Origin of the sequence: Rhizobium sp. BIGb0125 (assembly GCF_024810055.1) — a bacterium.
Classification (GTDB): Bacteria; Pseudomonadota; Alphaproteobacteria; order Rhizobiales; family Rhizobiaceae; genus Agrobacterium.
Genome location: NZ_JANUDV010000007.1, coordinates 361,832 through 379,183, shown reverse-complemented (window position 1 = coordinate 379,183; position 17,352 = coordinate 361,832). Strand labels below are relative to the sequence as shown.

General features: G+C 55.0%; 13 protein-coding genes and 3 pseudogenes. 7 read left to right on the top strand and 9 right to left on the bottom strand.

Annotated elements, in window-relative coordinates; translation table 11 throughout:
* Window positions 1-641: pseudogene (locus M2418_RS20900) on the top strand (cryptochrome/photolyase family protein); the annotation flags it as partial.
* A gap of 6 nt (window positions 642-647) precedes the next feature.
* Window positions 648-743: pseudogene (locus M2418_RS20895) on the top strand (IS6 family transposase); the annotation flags it as partial.
* 275 nt (window positions 744-1,018) lie between these two features.
* On the opposite strand, the gene M2418_RS20890 reads toward M2418_RS20895, so the two are convergent.
* On the bottom strand, window positions 1,019-1,984 hold the full coding sequence (locus M2418_RS20890) for a LysR family transcriptional regulator (RefSeq protein ID WP_259148890.1): 966 nt from the start codon (window positions 1,982-1,984) through the stop codon (window positions 1,019-1,021).
* A 125-nt stretch (window positions 1,985-2,109) separates the two neighbouring features.
* On the opposite strand from M2418_RS20890, the gene M2418_RS20885 reads away from it, so the two are divergent.
* Genes M2418_RS20885 through M2418_RS20870 form a run of 4 tightly spaced genes read left to right on the top strand, consistent with a single transcriptional unit; the run spans window position 2,110 to window position 6,172 of the window.
* Complete coding sequence (locus M2418_RS20885) at window positions 2,110-3,165, top strand: DUF4392 domain-containing protein (protein WP_259148889.1); 1,056 nt, start codon at window positions 2,110-2,112, stop codon at window positions 3,163-3,165.
* On the top strand, window positions 3,162-4,133 hold the full coding sequence (locus M2418_RS20880; protein ID WP_259148888.1) for a tripartite tricarboxylate transporter substrate binding protein: 972 nt from the start codon (window positions 3,162-3,164) through the stop codon (window positions 4,131-4,133). The genes M2418_RS20885 and M2418_RS20880 overlap by 4 nt, the downstream gene beginning before the upstream one ends.
* Window positions 4,134-4,181: 48 nt before the next feature.
* Complete coding sequence (locus M2418_RS20875; protein ID WP_259148887.1) at window positions 4,182-4,661, top strand: tripartite tricarboxylate transporter TctB family protein; 480 nt, start codon at window positions 4,182-4,184, stop codon at window positions 4,659-4,661.
* Window positions 4,662-4,672: 11 nt separating this feature from the next.
* Window positions 4,673-6,172, top strand: coding sequence for a tripartite tricarboxylate transporter permease (locus M2418_RS20870; protein ID WP_259148886.1), 1,500 nt, complete (start codon window positions 4,673-4,675; stop codon window positions 6,170-6,172).
* Between the two features lie 234 nt (window positions 6,173-6,406).
* Here M2418_RS20870 and M2418_RS20865 read toward each other — a convergent pair.
* Window positions 6,407-6,694: pseudogene (locus M2418_RS20865) on the bottom strand (GFA family protein).
* 22 nt (window positions 6,695-6,716) lie between these two features.
* The gene (locus tag M2418_RS20860) at window positions 6,717-7,163 is read right to left on the bottom strand and encodes a MarR family winged helix-turn-helix transcriptional regulator (RefSeq protein ID WP_259148885.1); all 447 of its coding nucleotides are present in this window, start codon (window positions 7,161-7,163) and stop codon (window positions 6,717-6,719) included.
* 54 nt (window positions 7,164-7,217) lie between these two features.
* Between M2418_RS20860 and M2418_RS20855 the strand changes: the two genes are divergently transcribed.
* Entirely contained in the window at window positions 7,218-8,336 is a 1,119-nt protein-coding gene (locus M2418_RS20855; protein ID WP_259148884.1) for an NAD(P)/FAD-dependent oxidoreductase, read from the top strand.
* 421 nt (window positions 8,337-8,757) lie between these two features.
* Here M2418_RS20855 and M2418_RS20850 read toward each other — a convergent pair whose 3' ends face one another.
* The 6 genes from M2418_RS20850 to M2418_RS20825 form a co-directional block, all read right to left on the bottom strand.
* Window positions 8,758-9,864 carry a Fic family protein gene (locus M2418_RS20850; RefSeq protein ID WP_259148883.1) on the bottom strand — a complete coding sequence of 369 codons (1,107 nt, stop codon included), beginning with the start codon at window positions 9,862-9,864 and terminating at the stop codon, window positions 8,758-8,760.
* Window positions 9,865-10,313: 449 nt separating this feature from the next.
* Window positions 10,314-10,733, bottom strand: a complete 420-nt coding sequence (locus tag M2418_RS20845) for a type II toxin-antitoxin system VapC family toxin (RefSeq protein ID WP_259148882.1) — start codon at window positions 10,731-10,733, stop codon at window positions 10,314-10,316.
* On the bottom strand, window positions 10,730-10,984 hold the full coding sequence (locus M2418_RS20840; protein ID WP_259148881.1) for a FitA-like ribbon-helix-helix domain-containing protein: 255 nt from the start codon (window positions 10,982-10,984) through the stop codon (window positions 10,730-10,732). Before M2418_RS20840 ends, M2418_RS20845 begins: the two co-directional genes overlap by 4 nt.
* A gap of 682 nt (window positions 10,985-11,666) precedes the next feature.
* Window positions 11,667-12,935: an HlyD family type I secretion periplasmic adaptor subunit gene (locus tag M2418_RS20835; RefSeq protein WP_259148880.1), complete on the bottom strand. Its 1,269-nt coding sequence runs from the start codon at window positions 12,933-12,935 to the stop codon at window positions 11,667-11,669.
* A 73-nt stretch (window positions 12,936-13,008) separates the two neighbouring features.
* Window positions 13,009-15,528, bottom strand: coding sequence for a cadherin-like domain-containing protein (locus M2418_RS20830; RefSeq protein ID WP_259148879.1), 2,520 nt, complete (start codon window positions 15,526-15,528; stop codon window positions 13,009-13,011).
* Complete coding sequence (locus tag M2418_RS20825) at window positions 15,525-17,288, bottom strand: type I secretion system permease/ATPase (protein ID WP_250985639.1); 1,764 nt, start codon at window positions 17,286-17,288, stop codon at window positions 15,525-15,527. Before M2418_RS20825 ends, M2418_RS20830 begins: the two co-directional genes overlap by 4 nt.
* Window positions 17,289-17,352 lie beyond the last annotated feature (64 nt).

The following is a 17,352-nucleotide window of genomic DNA, read 5'->3' as shown; positions in this document are numbered from 1 at the left end:
TCGAGGCGTTCATCCGCCAGATTATCGGTTGGCGCGAGTATATCAGGGGCATCTACTGGCTGAAAATGCCCGGGTACGAAAAAAGCAATGTGTTTGAGGCACACCGGCCCCTGCCCGACTTCTTCTGGAGTGGTGATACCGACATGGCGTGCATGGCAACCGTCATAAAGCAGACTATTGCGCATGCGTACGCCCACCACATCCAGCGGCTGATGGTGGTTGGAAATTTCTCGATGCTGGCAGGCCTCGACCCCCATCTCGTTCATCGCTGGTATTTGGAAGTGTATGCTGATGCCTTCGAGTGGGTGGAACTCCCCAACGTCATAGGTATGAGCCAATTCGCCGATGGCGGTTTTATGGCGTCCAAGCCCTACGCCTCAAGTGGCGCCTACATCTCACGAATGTCGAACTATTGCGATGGCTGCCGGTATGACGTCTCGAAGAAGACTGGAAAGGATGCCTGTCCCTTCAACGCGCTCTATTGGGATTTTCTCGATCGGAATGCTGGTACCCTGTCCAGCAATCATCGTCTGGCGCAAATCTATGCCTCTTGGCATCGCATGGATCATCAAAAAAGAGTGGCATATCGCGATAGCGCCGCATCTTTCCTGCAGAAGCTGGATGCAGGTGAACGCGTTTGACCACCCGCGGTCAGAAATCTCTTCGTGCCGCCACATCAGAAACGCTCAGCCCTGGCCACCCACGTTCATCGCATCCGCGCAATGGCGCATTGGAAGTCGTGACCGGCACAACTGCGTAAGCTCATCGGCAACGCCTTGTCGGGGATAAAGCGAACAACGTGCCATCGCCGTTCAGTGGATTGTTTACCGCGTCAAAGGCAAAGACTGGGCGAAATTGCACCGCGTCTATCTCGCTACTTTGGTTGGGAGTATGAAGACTACAACCAACATGGCGGATTACACGCATCATTTTGAAAATGCGGCTACCCAGCCCCAAAGCAGTGTGATCGAGGCACCGCTTACCATATAACTGCCAAACGACAGGGCAGCGTTCTTGTCTAATGCGCCGACTGATTTATCGAAGATGATATCTCAGACATCTGTTTATCCATCGCAGAAATCTCGTTAGATACGACCTGTCTGAGTTCCTCCGCAAACTCGACCACCAATGGCGCCCTATCACCTGAAGGAAAGATCGCTGCGAAATCAAACGCTATTTCCGGGTAGAAACGGCGTATTTCAATTCTGCTGAGATCAGCACCAAGAATAGAAAATAGATCAACAACTGCGATGCCTAAACCGTTCGATACGTACGTGCTCGCCGTATTTGAGAACAGGGTCTGGATTGTGCTGCCGACCGTTACACCTGCAAGGCGGAGTACGGAGTCGACCTGTAGACGCAAGAGGCTGCTGCTGCCGAGGGTCACCATGGCTTCTCCAGACAGATCAGTTACTGAAACAACCTTCTTTTCTGCTAGTCGATGATTTTTGGGGAGAATGCAGATCGCGTGGGATGTCGGCATACTCAAGCGAGCAATCTCGTCCCGTTCCTTCGGCACTCTTCCAATGCCCAAATCGACTTCGTTGTTTCGAACAGCATCCAGTATGTGGACTGACACTTCCGACTCAATAATGATGTCAATGTCAGGATTTTTCTGCCTGAACCGACGAATTGCTTCTGGAAGTGTCCGAGAAGAGAGGGTAGGCATCGCAGCAATTCGCAATTGCCCACCTCTGTTATTTCTCAGTGTGCGGGCAGATTCAAAAACCCGGTCCAGTCCATAAAAATAGCGCTCAACCTCACGGTATAAGATATGCGCATGACTAGTTGGCGTAACCCGTCCAGAATGTCTCGTAAACAGGGTTAGTCCAAGGTCTGCCTCTAAATCTTTTATCAGACGCGTCACGGCGGGCTGCGTAACGTGCAGGATTTTTCCCGCTCCCGTTATGCTGCCTGATACCATCACCGCACGGAACGCTGACAGGTGTTTTGGATTGATCAAAGCAGGGCTATTGGCGACCAATATTGGTATCTCCTCCTACAGGCTCAAATGCCTCCATAACAAAACCTTATGGGGCATGACAACTTTCTATTGGATGAGATCAAAGGGCTCTCCTAAGCTTTCCCTCAAAGAAGAGGGAAAGCTTAATGCCTGATATCATCGGAGAATACATCGACCGTCTGGTGACCGTCGAAATGCGTAATCGTGGTATGAACCACAACATCATCGCGCCAATCTACGAAGAAGCGAGGCGTGAAGGGGGTGGAAGACCTATCAGCGCGAGAGCTGCTGAAGCTTTGGTGAAAAAAGTCGGAGCCGGAGATGTCGTCCTCATTGTGACAGGGGCTGGCTACGGACCTGAAGCGCCATGGGGTGAAAGTGATGGCCCTCCCGGCGCAGCTGCGCTGGCACGAGCCATTTACTGGGGCCTAAAGGCTGTTCCAGTTTTTGTAACTGAAGTCTGCCACGCGCCTCCAATGGTAGCCTCCAGCGAGGCGGCTCACTTGATGATCCGTGACTTCGATCTTGCAAAGAACCGCAGGATGGGAGCGGCAATTGAAACTGCACCCGAAGAACAGGATGCGATTGAGGCTTGGGCTAGTAGACTTCTCGATAAAACTGCGCCGAAAGCAATCATTTCGATCGAAAGGCTAGGCCCCAATGAAAATGGGATCGTACACTACTCTACGGGCGTAGCGCCGAAAGGATGTGTCAATATCGCTCCATTATTTGATCAAGCAGCCGAACGGGGAATTCTATCGATCGGTGTTGGCGATAACGGAAACGAGATTGGTTTCGGACGGATCCATTCTTTCATGCAGGATTTCCATCCATATGGACGTGAAACCCAGACAGATAAGCCAGGCGGAGCGATTACAGTAACGCCTACAGACATTTTCCTCCCTGCTTCGATCTCAAATTGGGGCGCATATGGGATAGCGGCTATGTTGGCGTTCCTTCTGAAAGATAAGGATCTCGTCCAAACTCCTGAGCTCGAAAAACGCATTGTCACAGCCTGCCTCGATTCAGGTGGATGGGAAATGCGCTATTGCACCAACCGCTTCATCGTAGATGGCGCAGAAGGCGAGAGTGGGATGGCAATCGTTCAACTTTTGCGAGACATGGTTCGCGTGAATATTGCTGAACCAGATCGCGGACTTTCCCATGGAAAAATGAAACAGACAGCTGGAGCTAAGTCATGATTTTTAAGACTATCCTGTCGGGCTTTTTGTGGGTTGGTACAGCACTGACCCTACCCCAACCTGCCGCCGCACAAGACTATCCAACGCGTCCGGTTCAGTTGATCGTGCCCTACGCACCGGGAGGGCAGGGCGATATCACGGCGCGGCTGATTGCACAGCATCTCAGTCCTGCGTTGGGTCAGCCCGTGGTTGTTGAGAACAGGCCGGGTGCGAACGGCTCCATTGGCAGTGCATTCGTCGCGAAGTCAGAGCCTGATGGCTACACTCTTGAGGTCGTCGTTCAGTCGCACGTCCTTGGAAAAGCACTTATGCCCAGTCTGACTTACGATCCCGTCAAGGATTTTGCGCCTGTTTCACTGATGACCCGGACGCAACTCGGTTTGGTCGTGCCTGCAAATCTGCCCGTTGAGAATCTCCAGGAGTTTGTAGCACATATAAAACAGCACCCAGGAAAATTAGGGTTTGCCTCCGCGGGGCACGGCAGCAACGCTCACGTCTTCGCTGAGTGGTTTTTGGATACTGCCGATCTCGACATGATCCATGTTCCCTACGCCGGCAGTGCCGCGGCGCATCCTGACTTGATTAGCGGTGTGGCAACGATGGCATTTGATACCTTGGCCTCCGTGAAGGCTCTCGTAAGCGACGAGCGCCTAAAGCTTCTCGCTGTGGCAGGAGCGGAGCGCCACCCCGAATTCCCAGATATTCCCACAATAGCAGAGTCTGGTTTCGCTGATTACGATGCCTCTTCCTGGAGCGCACTGCTAGCACCCGCTGGAACCCCAAAAGAAATCGTTGATCGCTTAAACAAGGAGGTCGTTGCTGTCCTTGCACGCGAAGACGTTGCAAAACGGCTTGCAAGCCTAGGCGCGACGGTCGTTGCGAGTTCGCCGCAGGAGGCAACGGAAACCATGAATGTCGAAGTTGAGAGATACACTGATCTAATCGGGCGCCTCAAACTCGCACAATGATAAATCGCCGCGTTGCAGAGACGCGGCGAAACAAGTTGAGGGGAAGTAATGTATAAAAATGAAACGAACCAACTCGCAGTCTCGATCAATAAGGATGTCGTTGCAGGTGTCTTGTTCTTCGGCTTTGCTGCCGCATTCGGATGTATGTCAACTTTTTACCCTATGGGTCGCGCGGCTCAAATGGGGCCAGGCTATTATCCTGCACTTCTTTCTGGAGCCCTAGCTTCACTTGGCATCGCCTTGACTGTTACGGGCCGCCGAAAGCCATCGGTTCGAATGATAGTCGTTCGCCCTACGGCACTTATCGCAGTGCTTGCGACGCCGCTTGTATTCGCCCTAACACTGCGCCCGCTGGGGTTTGTGCCTGCGGTTGCTCTGGCGTCCCTGACGGCAACCATTGCCGCACCTACCATGAGTTTGAAGCACCGCGCTTTTTCGGCGATGTGTCTGGCAGCTGGATGTACCGCAGTCTTCATCTGGGCGCTTGGTGTTCCATTGCCGCTTTTCGGCTATCTGCTAGGAAGGTGAGGACTTAAACGATGGAACTCTTCGACAACGTCCTTCTAGGACTACAAACAGCGATGACGCTGCAAAACCTGCTCTACTGTCTGATCGGTTGCTTGCTAGGTACTCTCATTGGTGTGTTGCCTGGGGTCGGCCCCACAACAACAATTGCCCTCCTTCTGCCAATCACGTTTGGCTTGGATCCATCGACATCATTGATCATGCTGGCAGGAATCTACTACGGTGCGCAATATGGCGGGTCCACGACCGCGATCCTCGTGAACTTGCCCGGAGAGGCTTCATCCGCGGTCACCGCCATTGATGGTTACAAGATGGCCCAGAAAGGCAAGGCGGGCGCTGCCCTTGCGATTGCTGCCATCGGTTCATTCGTCGCAGGTACAATGGCAACTGTTGTTGTCGTTGTATTTGCCCCACCTCTCAGTAGGCTCGCGCTGAGCTTTGGGCCTCCTGAGTACTTCTCTCTGATCGTTCTTGGTCTGATTTTATCTGTGACGCTTGCAAGCGGCTCAGTAATCAAAGCGTTGGCGATGATCATTTTGGGTCTGCTCTTTGGCCTGGTTGGCGCGGACATCTACACTGGCATCCCGCGTTTCACCTTCGGACAAGTCTCGTTAATGGACGGAATTAATTTTGTAGCCTTCGCAACGGGCATCTACGGAATTTCCGAAATTCTCTCCAACTTGGAGGACGACCCGAGCCGGAAAAGCAAAGTCACCAAACCAGAAGGTCTGCTGCCTTCCTGGTCCGAAATAAAACACTCCATCGCTCCAATTCTTCGAGGCACCGGGCTTGGATCGGTCATGGGGGTTTTACCGGGTGGTGGAGCGACGCTGTCGTCCTTTGCGTCCTACGCGTTAGAAAAGAAGTTATCCCGACGTCCCGAAGAGTTTGGCGAAGGGGCTATTGAGGGGGTAGCAGGACCGGAATCGGCAAACAACGCTGGAGCTCAGACATCGTTCATTCCGATGTTGACTTTGGGTATTCCAGGTAACGGCGTTATGGCAATAATGGTCGGGGCCCTGATGATTCAGGGAATTCAGCCTGGTCCCAGCGTTATGACTACAAACCCATCCCTGTTTTGGGGGCTGATTGCTTCAATGTGGATCGGCAACCTCATGCTGTTGATGCTCAACCTACCTCTCGTAGGCATATGGGTAAAGCTGTTGTCCACGCCCTACAACTTTATGTTCCCTGCCATTCTGCTGTTCAGCGCGATTGGTATCTACTCGACGAACATGAACGATCTGGATTTAGGGCTAGTGGCGATGTTCGGCTTTCTGGGTTACATCCTTTTAAAGCTGGACTGCGAACCTGCGCCGTTTCTAATGGGTTTCATTCTTGGCCCATTGCTCGAAGAGAACCTTAGAAGAGCGATGATGTTCTCAAGGGGAAATCCAGCTACTTTCGTTTCCAGCCCATTGAGCGCGACGCTCTTATTCATCGCGCTGGTTGTCCTGACGTTGATGGTTCTTCCATCAATACGTCGACAACGCAAAAAGGTTTTTACGGAGTAGCGCAATGAATTAAGCTGAGAGCTGGCCGGGAATGCGGGAAAAATCCCTATGACTTCCCATATGTTTCATTCGTCCACTCATTCTCAGCGGGGTGTCCTTCGAGGCACCTCCCATCTTGGCCTCGTAGTCTCCGGCTGCGACCTTGGTCAATCAATATGCTTGGATCCGGGACGCTCAATCACCTGCTCGCCCCGGAAGTCGAGTCAGATCCTGCGCACATCCCCGCGCCGAAGATCACCAGATGTACGAGTGGAGTTTAAGCTCCTGGCGCTCAGTGACCGTCCCAAGTCTGAGTCCGACCTACTCGGCATCTTGATGCTCTCCTGTCGTGTAGATGGGTGATCCGCAATCGGAACGGATGAACTGCAACCGCCGGCGACCGTTGTCGGCGGTCTTGACGTAAAGCCTGGGCTCGCCGGTCGTTATCGGAAACTTGCTGCGTCGTGCAGTGACGGTTACTCTGTAGGCGGCTCCCGTCAATCTCTGGCAGTCGGTGCACTGGCATGCACCATCTATGTGCATATAAGAGCGCATGGAGCGCCCTTTACGTCTCAAGGGCCTCCACGTTATCAAGCACTCGCCGAAGTAAAGACACGAGTGTGTCGACCTCTTCCAGCGATAATCCCTTGGTCATGTCCGCATTACCCTGACGCAAAACAGCGCGACCGGCGGGCAAACGTGCGAGTGCGCCATCCGTCAACGACACCAGACTCGACCGCTTGTCTCGCGGATCGGGCTCCCGCTTGATCAAGCCGTCGCGTTCCATCCGCGCCAGCATTTGCGCCATGGTCGGCTGCTCGACCTTCGCCCATCGGGCGAGTTCGATCTGAGACAGCCGGTCGCCGCCTTTGAGTGCGGTAAGCACAGGCAGTTGCGCGGTCGCGAACCCGAGCTCACGTAATCGTGCATCCCCAACGCGCGCCAAACCGCGCGCTATACGGCTGAAGTAATGGCCGGGTTGTTTCAGAGGGTCCCATTCATCTTCACTCATTGCATAGGTTCCTATGTTTATATATAGGTACCTATGTAACCGGAGAAGACCGATATGACAAGACAAAGGATCGCAATCGTCGGGGGCGGACCCGGCGGCCTGATGCTGGCGCGACTACTGCAGTTGCGCGACATACACCCCGTTGTGCTCGAGCGAGAAAGCTACGCAGAGGAGCGACCGCAAGGGGGATCGCTCGACCTTCATAGTGAGACGGGTCAACGTGCGATCCGCCTTGCCGGTCTGGAGACAGAGTTTTCAGCTATGGCGCGACCCGAAGATCAGGGCGACCGACTATTTGGTTCCGATGGCGCCCTCCTCTTTGACCGGAATGAACCCGGCGATGATCGACCCGAAATCGACCGTAGCGCGCTTCGCCGCATACTCCTGGATGCCTTGCCGGTCGGATCGATCCGTTGGAACAGCCGGACCATTGATATCGCATCCGATGGCATTGGTTATGAATTGATTGGCAACGGATGGCGCGAACGTTTCGATATCGTCATTGGAGCTGACGGCGCCTGGTCGCGCGTTCGGCCGCTGTTGAGCGATGCCGTCCCAGCATATGAGGGCGTAACGCTTGTAGAACTGGGCTTCGATATCACGGACCACCCGCAGATCGACACCCTGACCGGAAGCGGAAAGATGTTTGCTGTCGGTGATAACCGTGCATTGATAACCCAGCGAAACGGGCTTGGCCATATCAGGGGATATGCTGGCTTGCGAATTCCGGAAGCGACGGTCTGGCAATGGCAAAAGCTGTCGCACAGTTCGCTTCGCGCCACGCTGCGCGAGGCTTTTCGAGGATGGGCGCCGCCGCTGAGGGACGTGATCGAGACAGGACGAATACTTGGTATACGCGCACTTTATGCACTGCCTATTGGTCACCGCTGGCCAAGCAGGCCAGGACTGACATTGCTTGGTGACGCAGCGCACCTGATGTCGCCGTTTTCGGGCGAAGGCGTGAACCTCGCGCTTGCAGATGCGGTTGATTTGGCGGACGCTCTTTCCTCCGACAACGCAGGGTCGGCTATCGCCCGGTTCGAGGAAACCATGGCTCGCAGAGCTGAGATCGCAGCCGAAGGCGCCGCGCAGGGATTGAACGGCATATTCTCCGAAGAGGGCGCCACATCTGTCCTGCAACACTATCGTGAGCGCGTGACGGTGAAGGACTAAAATCGCCTCGATGGAATGTGAACTCGCGATCCCGACAGCGCTTGATGAGTAGTCAATAATATCGAGCCAATGACCGCTTTACGCCAAGAATGGTCATCTTAGGAAATAAAGTAGTCGCCAGTTGAGAATACTCAAAACTAATCCAAGCATAGCGCCAAGCGGTGTAAAAACTAATATTTCAATCGGCCCTGCGAGTTCATAGCCAAGCCAACCAACAAGGATTAGGCCAATTGTGATCAGATTGAGCGCAATTGCTTTGTGCAGTTTTCCCATAGCTCAAATTTAGCCCTCGCACTTGTTAGGTTCAGTGACGGCGTCCGGCCAAGAGCTGCCATCGAGAACTCTAAAAGCTCTTGAGCGGAATCAAACAATCGGTCACCTAGATAATTGCGTTGATGGAATTGACGAGGCTGACAACGATTTATTTCTGCAAAGACAGCGAGTACCGGGTATGCCGACGTTCGCCGGTACGCGTCAGTGCACCGATCTCCACGAGCTGCTGAAGGTCGCGTGTTGCTGTAGCGCGGGATGTGTCTGTGATCGAAATGTAATTTTCGGCACTTAGCCCTCCTTTGAAGCCAGCTGTGCCTTCCTTGAAGATGCGCGCGACAACCTTTTGCTGCCGCTCGTTCAATCGGCCTCGAAAACGATCATAGAATTTTGCTTTCTGAATGAAGAAATCTATGCGCTCAAGTGTCGCCTGTTGAGCATCCAGGATCGTTTCTGAGAAGAAAATGATCCAGTCGGTGATGTCGAGCGTGCGCTGGTGCCGCTCAAGCTCGCAGTAGTAGGCCTTCCGGCGCTTCTCGATTGTGAAAGCGAGTGAAATGAGACTTGGTTGCCCTATGTTTTGCGCTAGAGATTTCTCAGCGAGCGCGCGCCCAATTCTGCCGTTGCCATCCTCAAATGGATGTATGCTTTCAAAGTACAGATGGCCTACTGCTGCACGCGTCAACGCTTGAAGCGACGTTGGGCCATCTGGCCCGGATTGATTGAACCATGCGATGAAAGTTTCCATCTCAGCACAAACCTGGCGAGACGGAGGAGCCTCGAAGTGGATTGTCGGCTTATCCAGTCGACCTGACACGATCTGCATGGCGTCTTCATGCTCACGGTAGGCACCCACCGTTTCAATATATCGGTCCCCGGCCATCAGCATTGAATGCCAGTAGAACAGGCCCTTACGATGCAGTGGCCTATGCCAACTTCGATAGACGTCCGCCATCATCTCGGCGATCCCCCGCTCTTGGGGGCGAACCTGTCTATCATCAGTGTCCAGTCCGAACTGCCGACGGAGTGATGATTGAACACTCATGCGGTCCAGAAATTCCCCCTCAATCTCTGAGGTCTTGATCGCTTCGTCACTCAGCAATTCAATGCGAAGTTGATTGCTGTCGTCATCGTTGAAATGCCGGACAGCACCGATAACCTCGCCGGAGGACTGCAAGAATTTCTGCTCCAACGGTACCAGACTTGCGGTATCGTACCTGAAGTTTGGCCAATCAGTGTTTTGCCAGTTCCATTTCATGAGTTATAGCCGCCGTTTCTATAGCTCATATTTGCCACTATAGATGAGCTATTGCAAGCACATCTATAGCGCAGCACCACGATCTAAAGCTACCAATCAACACGACAATGGTCGACAGGTAACCATCTCCGGTCTCCTCGACATTGGCGTCAAAAGAAACAGAATGAGCATTCGTGATGCCAAATCCACGACGCTACCCACCCAAAAAATGATGAGTAGTCTATCTTGGCAATGTGGAGCCGGGAGAGTGGACGGATATTAGCTTCCGAAGGCTGAAGTGGGGACATGATGTCGCTCTATTTGGCGCGGATGAAAAACCACCGGCTTAGATGCGGGTCCGTTTTCATCACGACAGATAGATCGACCCTCCCCTCGAAGGCCGGATAGCAAGCGGGCAATATCTCGCCTTGATGGGATCTGAGTTCACGATACCTACACGCACACTGTAGTCACTTGGACCAGGGATTGATCACCTTCAGCCCAGCAGCCTCGAAGGGGCTTGTGTCGCGAGTTGCAATCGCGAGGCCATTTGCTGCCGCCGTAGCTGCAATGTAGCCATCAGCGGTGCCAATCGCTTTCCCAGATACGCGAGCGCGCGCCATCAGCTCGGAATAAGACTGAGAAGTAGCCAGATCGAAGGAGAGGACGCGCTCGGAAAAGTGTGGCAGCACTTCACGCTCAAGGCGGTCGCGAAGGGTATTCTGCCGTTTCCCTGAAGGCATAGCAGCAATCCCGAAGCGAAGCTCAGCAACGGTTATTGTGGAGAGAAAAAGCGTTTCAATAGCCTGTGCGTCCAACCAGGCAATTACTGCTTCATCAGGAACAGGTTTCCAAGGCTCGGATATAACGTTGGTGTCCAGCAAGATCATTCAAAAGCCATTGGTTCGGCAGGTGTCTTATCGCGACTTGTCTGCAGGACTTCAACGTCGCTGTCGGCAAGCTCGGCGTCGCGACCAATGGCCGTCAACAAGGAACCGAGCTTAACACGTTCAGCGGGACGAACAGCGGCTTCAATAATGTCTCGGATCTCTGCTTCGGTGCTCCGGCCATGATGAGCAGCTCGCACCCGGAGTGCACGATGTGTTTCGTCAGAAAGGTTTCGAATGGTGACCGCCGGCATTGATATCACCTCCAGACAAATGATGGCTTTGATGTCAATATATGTAGAGTGATGCCAAACTTCAAGGCGTTCCTTAACGAGGAGTGACACCCTGTCTGTCTAAATATTTAATGCGCTTGAGGGGACGTGAGCCCGCGTTCCCAGAGCCGATTGAGTTGTAGTCAATAATGGCGCGGTGTTCCCTCCGTTTCACAACATGCCCAAGACGCATATGTAGTTTTGCGTCAGCGTCTGGCAAAATCGGACCCGCGACCGAACGAGAAGCTTAGATACGCAAAGGCTGACGGAGGCGAAACGCTCCGATGAGCCTGTCCATCATTGCAAGTACATTTGGCTCTGGTACTCAGCAGAAAGGTGTTCATTCTTTGTGGTTGGCGGCTTTAATTTACGAATCCGAGACCTCCTGTAGGAAGCGATATCCCAAAGGTGCTAACTAACCGCTCTAAACGTGCACGTGTCGGCTCGTACGGTGGTACGAGCCGTTGTCGTTGGTTAAAGCCGATAATTCGTGCGACTTGTTCGGTTAGTTCTCGAACTTGACCATGAGCAACGGATTTCGACTGCTCCGCCTGCCAATTGGGCTACGGCGGGTAGCATAAGTTCTCAGTCCGTTCGCCCTTAGCGGACGATATTGCACTGCTCTTGCTCTGACACCGAGTTCACCACCTTAGCTCGGACGGAATTATTCCTCGCGGAATGCCCGGTTGAATTGATCCGTGAGCGGTTTGGCCAGGAACGATATGGCAGTTCGCTCCTCCGTGGAAACGAAAACCTCAACCGGCATGCCGGGAAGTAGTTTGTTAACGCCAAGTTTGGCGATCTCGGTGGCTGGGACGGCAACGTCGGCGAGATAGAATATCTGGCCCGTCTCAGGATCGGTGCTGGTGGCAGCGGAGATGTAAGCGATATTGCCGTCAAGCTCCGGCGTCGCGCGCTGGTTGAAGGCGGAAAATCGCATCCTAGCTTCCTGACCGATGGAGACCTGGTCGATGTCGGTGGGAGACAGTCTGGCTTCAATCTTCAGTGCAGCGTCAGCCGGCACAAGCGTCACCAGTTTCTCCGCAGGCGTAATGACTCCGCCGATGGTGTGTACGAAAAGCTCGTTCACAGTTCCCGATAGTGGTGCCCGGATATCGGTTCGCGCCAGCCGATCCTCGACAGCTATGCGCCGCTCGCGCAATTCGGATAGTTTCGGTTCGACGACACTGAGCTCGCGCTGAGCCTCGGTGCGCGCGGCTTCGTCGATGGCGATAATCTGAACCTGGATCTCGCTCATCCGTGCTCTCGACCGGGCGATATTAGCGTGAATCTCTCCGCTCTCGCCCGTCAGTTTCGCCAGTTCGCGGTCAATAATATATTTGCGCGAGGTATCGATGAGCTTCTTGTCCGCGAGGCCCTTGATCTTTTGATGCTCGGTTCGCACGAGGTCCAGTTCGTCGTCCTTTGCATCATACTGTGCGATGAGGCCTTTCAACTCCTCCTCGAGCTGAGATATGCCATACTGAAGCTGTTGTTTCTGGTTTTGCCTGTTACGGCGGTTCCCATCAAAAAGGCGGCGCTCACCAGATGAGATGAGCGCAAACTCGGTGGAGAAATTAGGCTCAAAGATGATTTCGTCCTGATTTTCCCGCTCGGCGATCAGCCTTGCCTGCCGTCCCGCCAGCTCGACGAGTTGCGTTTTGACGATCGAGAGTTCGGCGCGCGTCTGCGCATCATCAAGGCGCAACATGATCTGCCCCTTGGTGACGATGTCACCTTCCTTAACGGCGATCTCGCTGACGATGCCGCCATCGCGATGCTGGATCGACTTCAGGTTGCGATCGACCTTGATGACGCCGGACGCAATAATTGCGCCTCGCAACTGTGTCGTCGCTGCCCATCCGCCGGCTCCTGCAAAGAGCAGGAAGCCAAGCGCAACGCCGGCAAGAACACGCGTTCCGACAGGAAACATGTTGTTTGTCTCGGACGATTGCCCAAGCTTAGTGTCCGGTTGTTTTTGAAGCACGCCTTTTCTCCCCAAGCCATCAGGTATTCTCTACGATCACGAGGAGATGGTGCCCTGTCAGATTGATCGTCATTTCGTAATATTCATCCCTGTCCATATCGACTTCGATGAAGGTACGGCTCATCTCGTCCGTTCCCTCATGGCGAACGCGGATCGGCAATGGATCAGCATCGGCTTTGTCGCCGTAGACCTCCTCGAAGTGATCCTCCAGTCCGTCCATAACCTCTTCGAAGATCTTGTATTTGGACACGTCGATGCGGTCCCCGACCATGAAATCCAGGATCTGATGGACCACGGCAGCGGTGCTCTCGTCGGCAGGGACGCTGAACTCGAACGTGTCCTCGCCCGCGCCGCCTTCGACGACAGCGGCCACCGGACCGGCACGGATGACGTCGTTACCGGCTCCGCCAAGGACCTTTTCAAAACCATCGATGGCATCATGCCCCACATCGAAGCCCGTGGCCGTGCCGGTGTTCAAGTCGATGAGTAAGGCATGGGCGGCCTTCGAATAGTCAATCGTATCGACACCATCACCTCCCTGGAAATCATCATCCGAAGCATCGGCCGCCGCGACGATGATGTCATCGCCATCGCCGGCCGAGAGGCATTCGGCGGCGTCTCCGTCGCGCAGGATATCCTCACCGTCGCCGGTCTTGATGATTTCGAAATTGCTGATCGCGTCGGTTCCAATCTCCTGACCAGTTGCATTAGCAGCATTGAGATCCACGACAATGGACATGACAGCGGCGGAATAATCCAGCGTGTCTATGCCGCTTCCACCGTCATAGCTGTCAGCCACGCAATCGAGGTCGCCGGCAACGACGTCATCACCATCACCGGCTTTCACAATATCCGTACCGTCACCGCCGCGAAGATAATCATCGCCGGCGTTGCCATGCATTTCCTCGGCCTCTGCACTGCCGGTCACCGAATCGTCGCTCGCACCGGCGCGAACGATTTCGAAATTCAAGATCTTATCCGTGCCGATCTCGATGCCGGAGGCGCTGGCAGCAGCCAGATTGATTTCTACCGCCTCGGCAAGCCCTGAATAGTCGAGGGTATCTGTCCCCGTTCCACCGTCATAGGCGTCGTCGAAGCGGTCGGCATCACCGGCAACCGTGTCGTTACCATCGTCCCCCTTGACGACGTCCCGGTCGTCGCCGCCGCTCAGAAAGTCGTTACCCATACCGCCATTGAGGTTGTCGGCGCCTGTTTGTCCAAGAAGAATGTCGGCGCCGTCGCCGCCAAAGAGGCTGTCATCACCAGCTTCGCCTTCCAGAACGTCATTGCCGGCGTCGCCGTTCAGGGCGTCATCGCCGTCACCGCCATGGAGGATGTCGCTATCGCCGCCGCCGCTCAGCAGATCGTCGCCAGCTTCACCGAAGAGGCTGTCGCGGCCGTCTTCGCCGTAAAGGCGATCGTTGCCAGTGCCTCCAAAAATGTGGTCGTCGCCCAGGCCGCCGAGAACGATATCATTGCCGCTACCCGCAAAGACCGTGTCGTTGCCGTTGCCGGCGACGATGTTATCATTTCCATCGCCGCCATTGACGGTATCGCTGCCATCTCTCGCGTCGATATTGTCATTGCCGGACAGGCCGTCGATATCATCGCCGCAACTGGTGCCAACCAATAGGTCGTCGCCATTTGTGCCTACAACAGGCGCAGCCTTGACGACAGAGAAACTGGCAGTCTGGCCGACGGAGGCCATGCCATCGGAGATCTGATAATTGATGGTTACGGGGCCAAACCCCTCGGCTTGATATGTCCATCCGCCGGCCGTCTGTACAAGCTTGCCGGAAGAAACAGTAATATTCTTGACCGACATCACATCGCCATCGGGATCCACCGAGCCGCGCAAGAGATCGGTAAGACCGATCAGGGCGATGGCGCAACCGGAAACGTCGGCGAGTGTGACCGAACTGCCGGCACGCGGTGCGCGGTTAGGCGCCTTTTCCGGGACCGGCGCTGATGGAGGCTTGAAGTCACCTGGGTCAGGAGCCGAAGTTCGACTCGGGCCTGTCCAGGCATTGTCATCTGACATGTGGAAGCGGGCGGGCGATATTGGCTTTGAAACCGTCCAGGCATTATCGTTTGAGGCGTGGAAGGATACCGAAACTCCACCCGATGTTTTCAGGAATGCCAGACTGGGCAGGTTGAGCCTGTTGAATTCGATCGGCGGAGAATCCTCCAGAGGATGACTTATGGCGTTCTTGTAGTTGGAGAGGTGAATACCACCCTTCTTTGCGGGTTGCGCCTTCTCTCCCTCTTCGGCCTCTGTTTGCATTATGGTGCCGGTGGTGACGGGATCGATCGACGGCAGCTTTTCTGCAGGATCCGTGGGTGGCTTAGGTTCCGTCTCTTCTAGGGGCAAACCCTCTTGCTGGTGCGAAAGTGCACTCTTCAGATAGACTGCAAATCCCGTCAGAAAGAGTGTCATGAACATCGGCACTTTGGAGAGCTTGTCCTCATTCCTGAAGACATAGCGATCGTGCGGATCATCACTTTCCTTTGCGGTTTTTGTTCCCTTTACCTCGATCATTCCGACATCCTCGCTATGATACGCGAGCCGACCTGTGTTGCGGCCGCAGGTTTGCTGCTAGTGTCCGCCACCGATGGTCTGAGGATGTCGTCCTTGGGTCCGAACGCCACCATCTTTCCATTCTGGATAACGGCAACCATGTCAACGGCCGCAAGCGCACTCGGCCGGTGAGCGATGACGATCGCGATGCCGCCGCGGGCGCGAACCGCTTTGATCGTCTGGGTGAGCGCCATTTCGCCCTCGCCATCTAGGTTCGAATTGGGCTCATCCATGACTACGATGAAGGGATTGCGATAGAGCGCTCTCGCAAGACCGATGCGCTGCCGTTGTCCGGCCGAAAGCGAAATGCCTTGAGGCCCGAGCGCCGTACGGTAACCATCGGGCATACGTACGACCAGTTCATGAATGCCCGTCGTCTGGGCGGCTTCGACGATCGCGCGGGGATCGACCTGAGGCTCGAGGCGCGAGATGTTTTCTTCGATCGTCGCATCCAGGAGCGCCACATCCTGTGGCAGATATCCGACATGCTGCCCGAGATCCGCATCACACCATTGCGTAAGTTCGGCATCGTCAAGCCTGACACTGCCGCGCAGGGTCGGCCAGACGCCGGTCAAGGCGCGTGCGAGCGTCGTCTTGCCGCCGCCGCTTGGGCCGATGATACCGAGCGCCTGTCCTGCGGCGATCTCGAAACTGACTTCGCTCAAAAGAACCCGTCCGGATCCGGGAGCAGCGACAGTTATCTTCTCAACCTTCAGGGAGTAAGCGGGTGCCGGCAATGTCATTGGCGGAGCGGTGCCGGACAACGCAATCACAGTCTCCTTCAGTCTGTTGAAGGCCGTGCGCGCTGCGACGAAGCCCTTCCAGTTTCCAATGGCGAGATCGACAGGCGCAAGGGCACGTGCCGAGGCAACCGATGCTGCAATGATTGCGCCTGCCGAAAGCTCTCCCTGGATCGTCAACCAAGCGCCAAGCCCGAGCACGGCCGATTGCAGGATCATGCGAAGCACACGGGATATCGCTCCGAACGTACCGCTGATGTCGTTCGTACGTGTCTGCAGCTCAAGATGGTCTTGATTGGCGCGATTGAAGCGATCGACCGCGCGCCCTGCAAAACCCATTGCCTTCAGGATGTCGGCGTTGCGAGCATTGGAATCGGCAATCGCGTTGCGTTCTATCCCCGACTTGTGGGTGGCACTCGCGAGGCGGCGGGTCATGAGCTCTGTGACGATCGTCAGTATCGACAGGATGAAAGCTCCGGCGAAGGTGAGAGCGCCCAGATAGGGGTGCAGAATATAGACGAAGACCAGGTAGAGAGGCACCCAGGGCAGGTCGAACAGGGCGACCGGCCCCTGGCTCCCGAGAAAGGATCGCACCGTATCGACATCGCGTCCGCGCTCGAGAGCCTCGGCTGTCGAAAATCCGAAGCGAGGCATGTCGATTGCGACCTGATGCGCCATGGGCGCGATCCGGCTGTCGAGCCTCGCCCCCATGCGCACCAGAATTTGCGATCGGATGATATCAAAAAATCCCTGGAAGAGGTAGAGGCCGATCGCCAGTGCCGATAAGCCAAGCAGGGTCGGAACGCTGCCGCTGGTCAGCGCGCGATCATAGATCTGCAGCATGTAGAAGGAACCGGTCAGCGCGAGAACGTTGATCACACCCGACGTGATGAAGAGGAATACGAAAATTCCTCTCAGTCCGTGGGTGAGTTTCTCGATCTGTCTGCGCTTCGTGCCGGTCAACGGAGTTTTAGGACGCATGTCATTCACCACTTCTTGCTGATATTGGACTATGCGGCGTGCCGGAGAGGCCGGCACGCCGCAT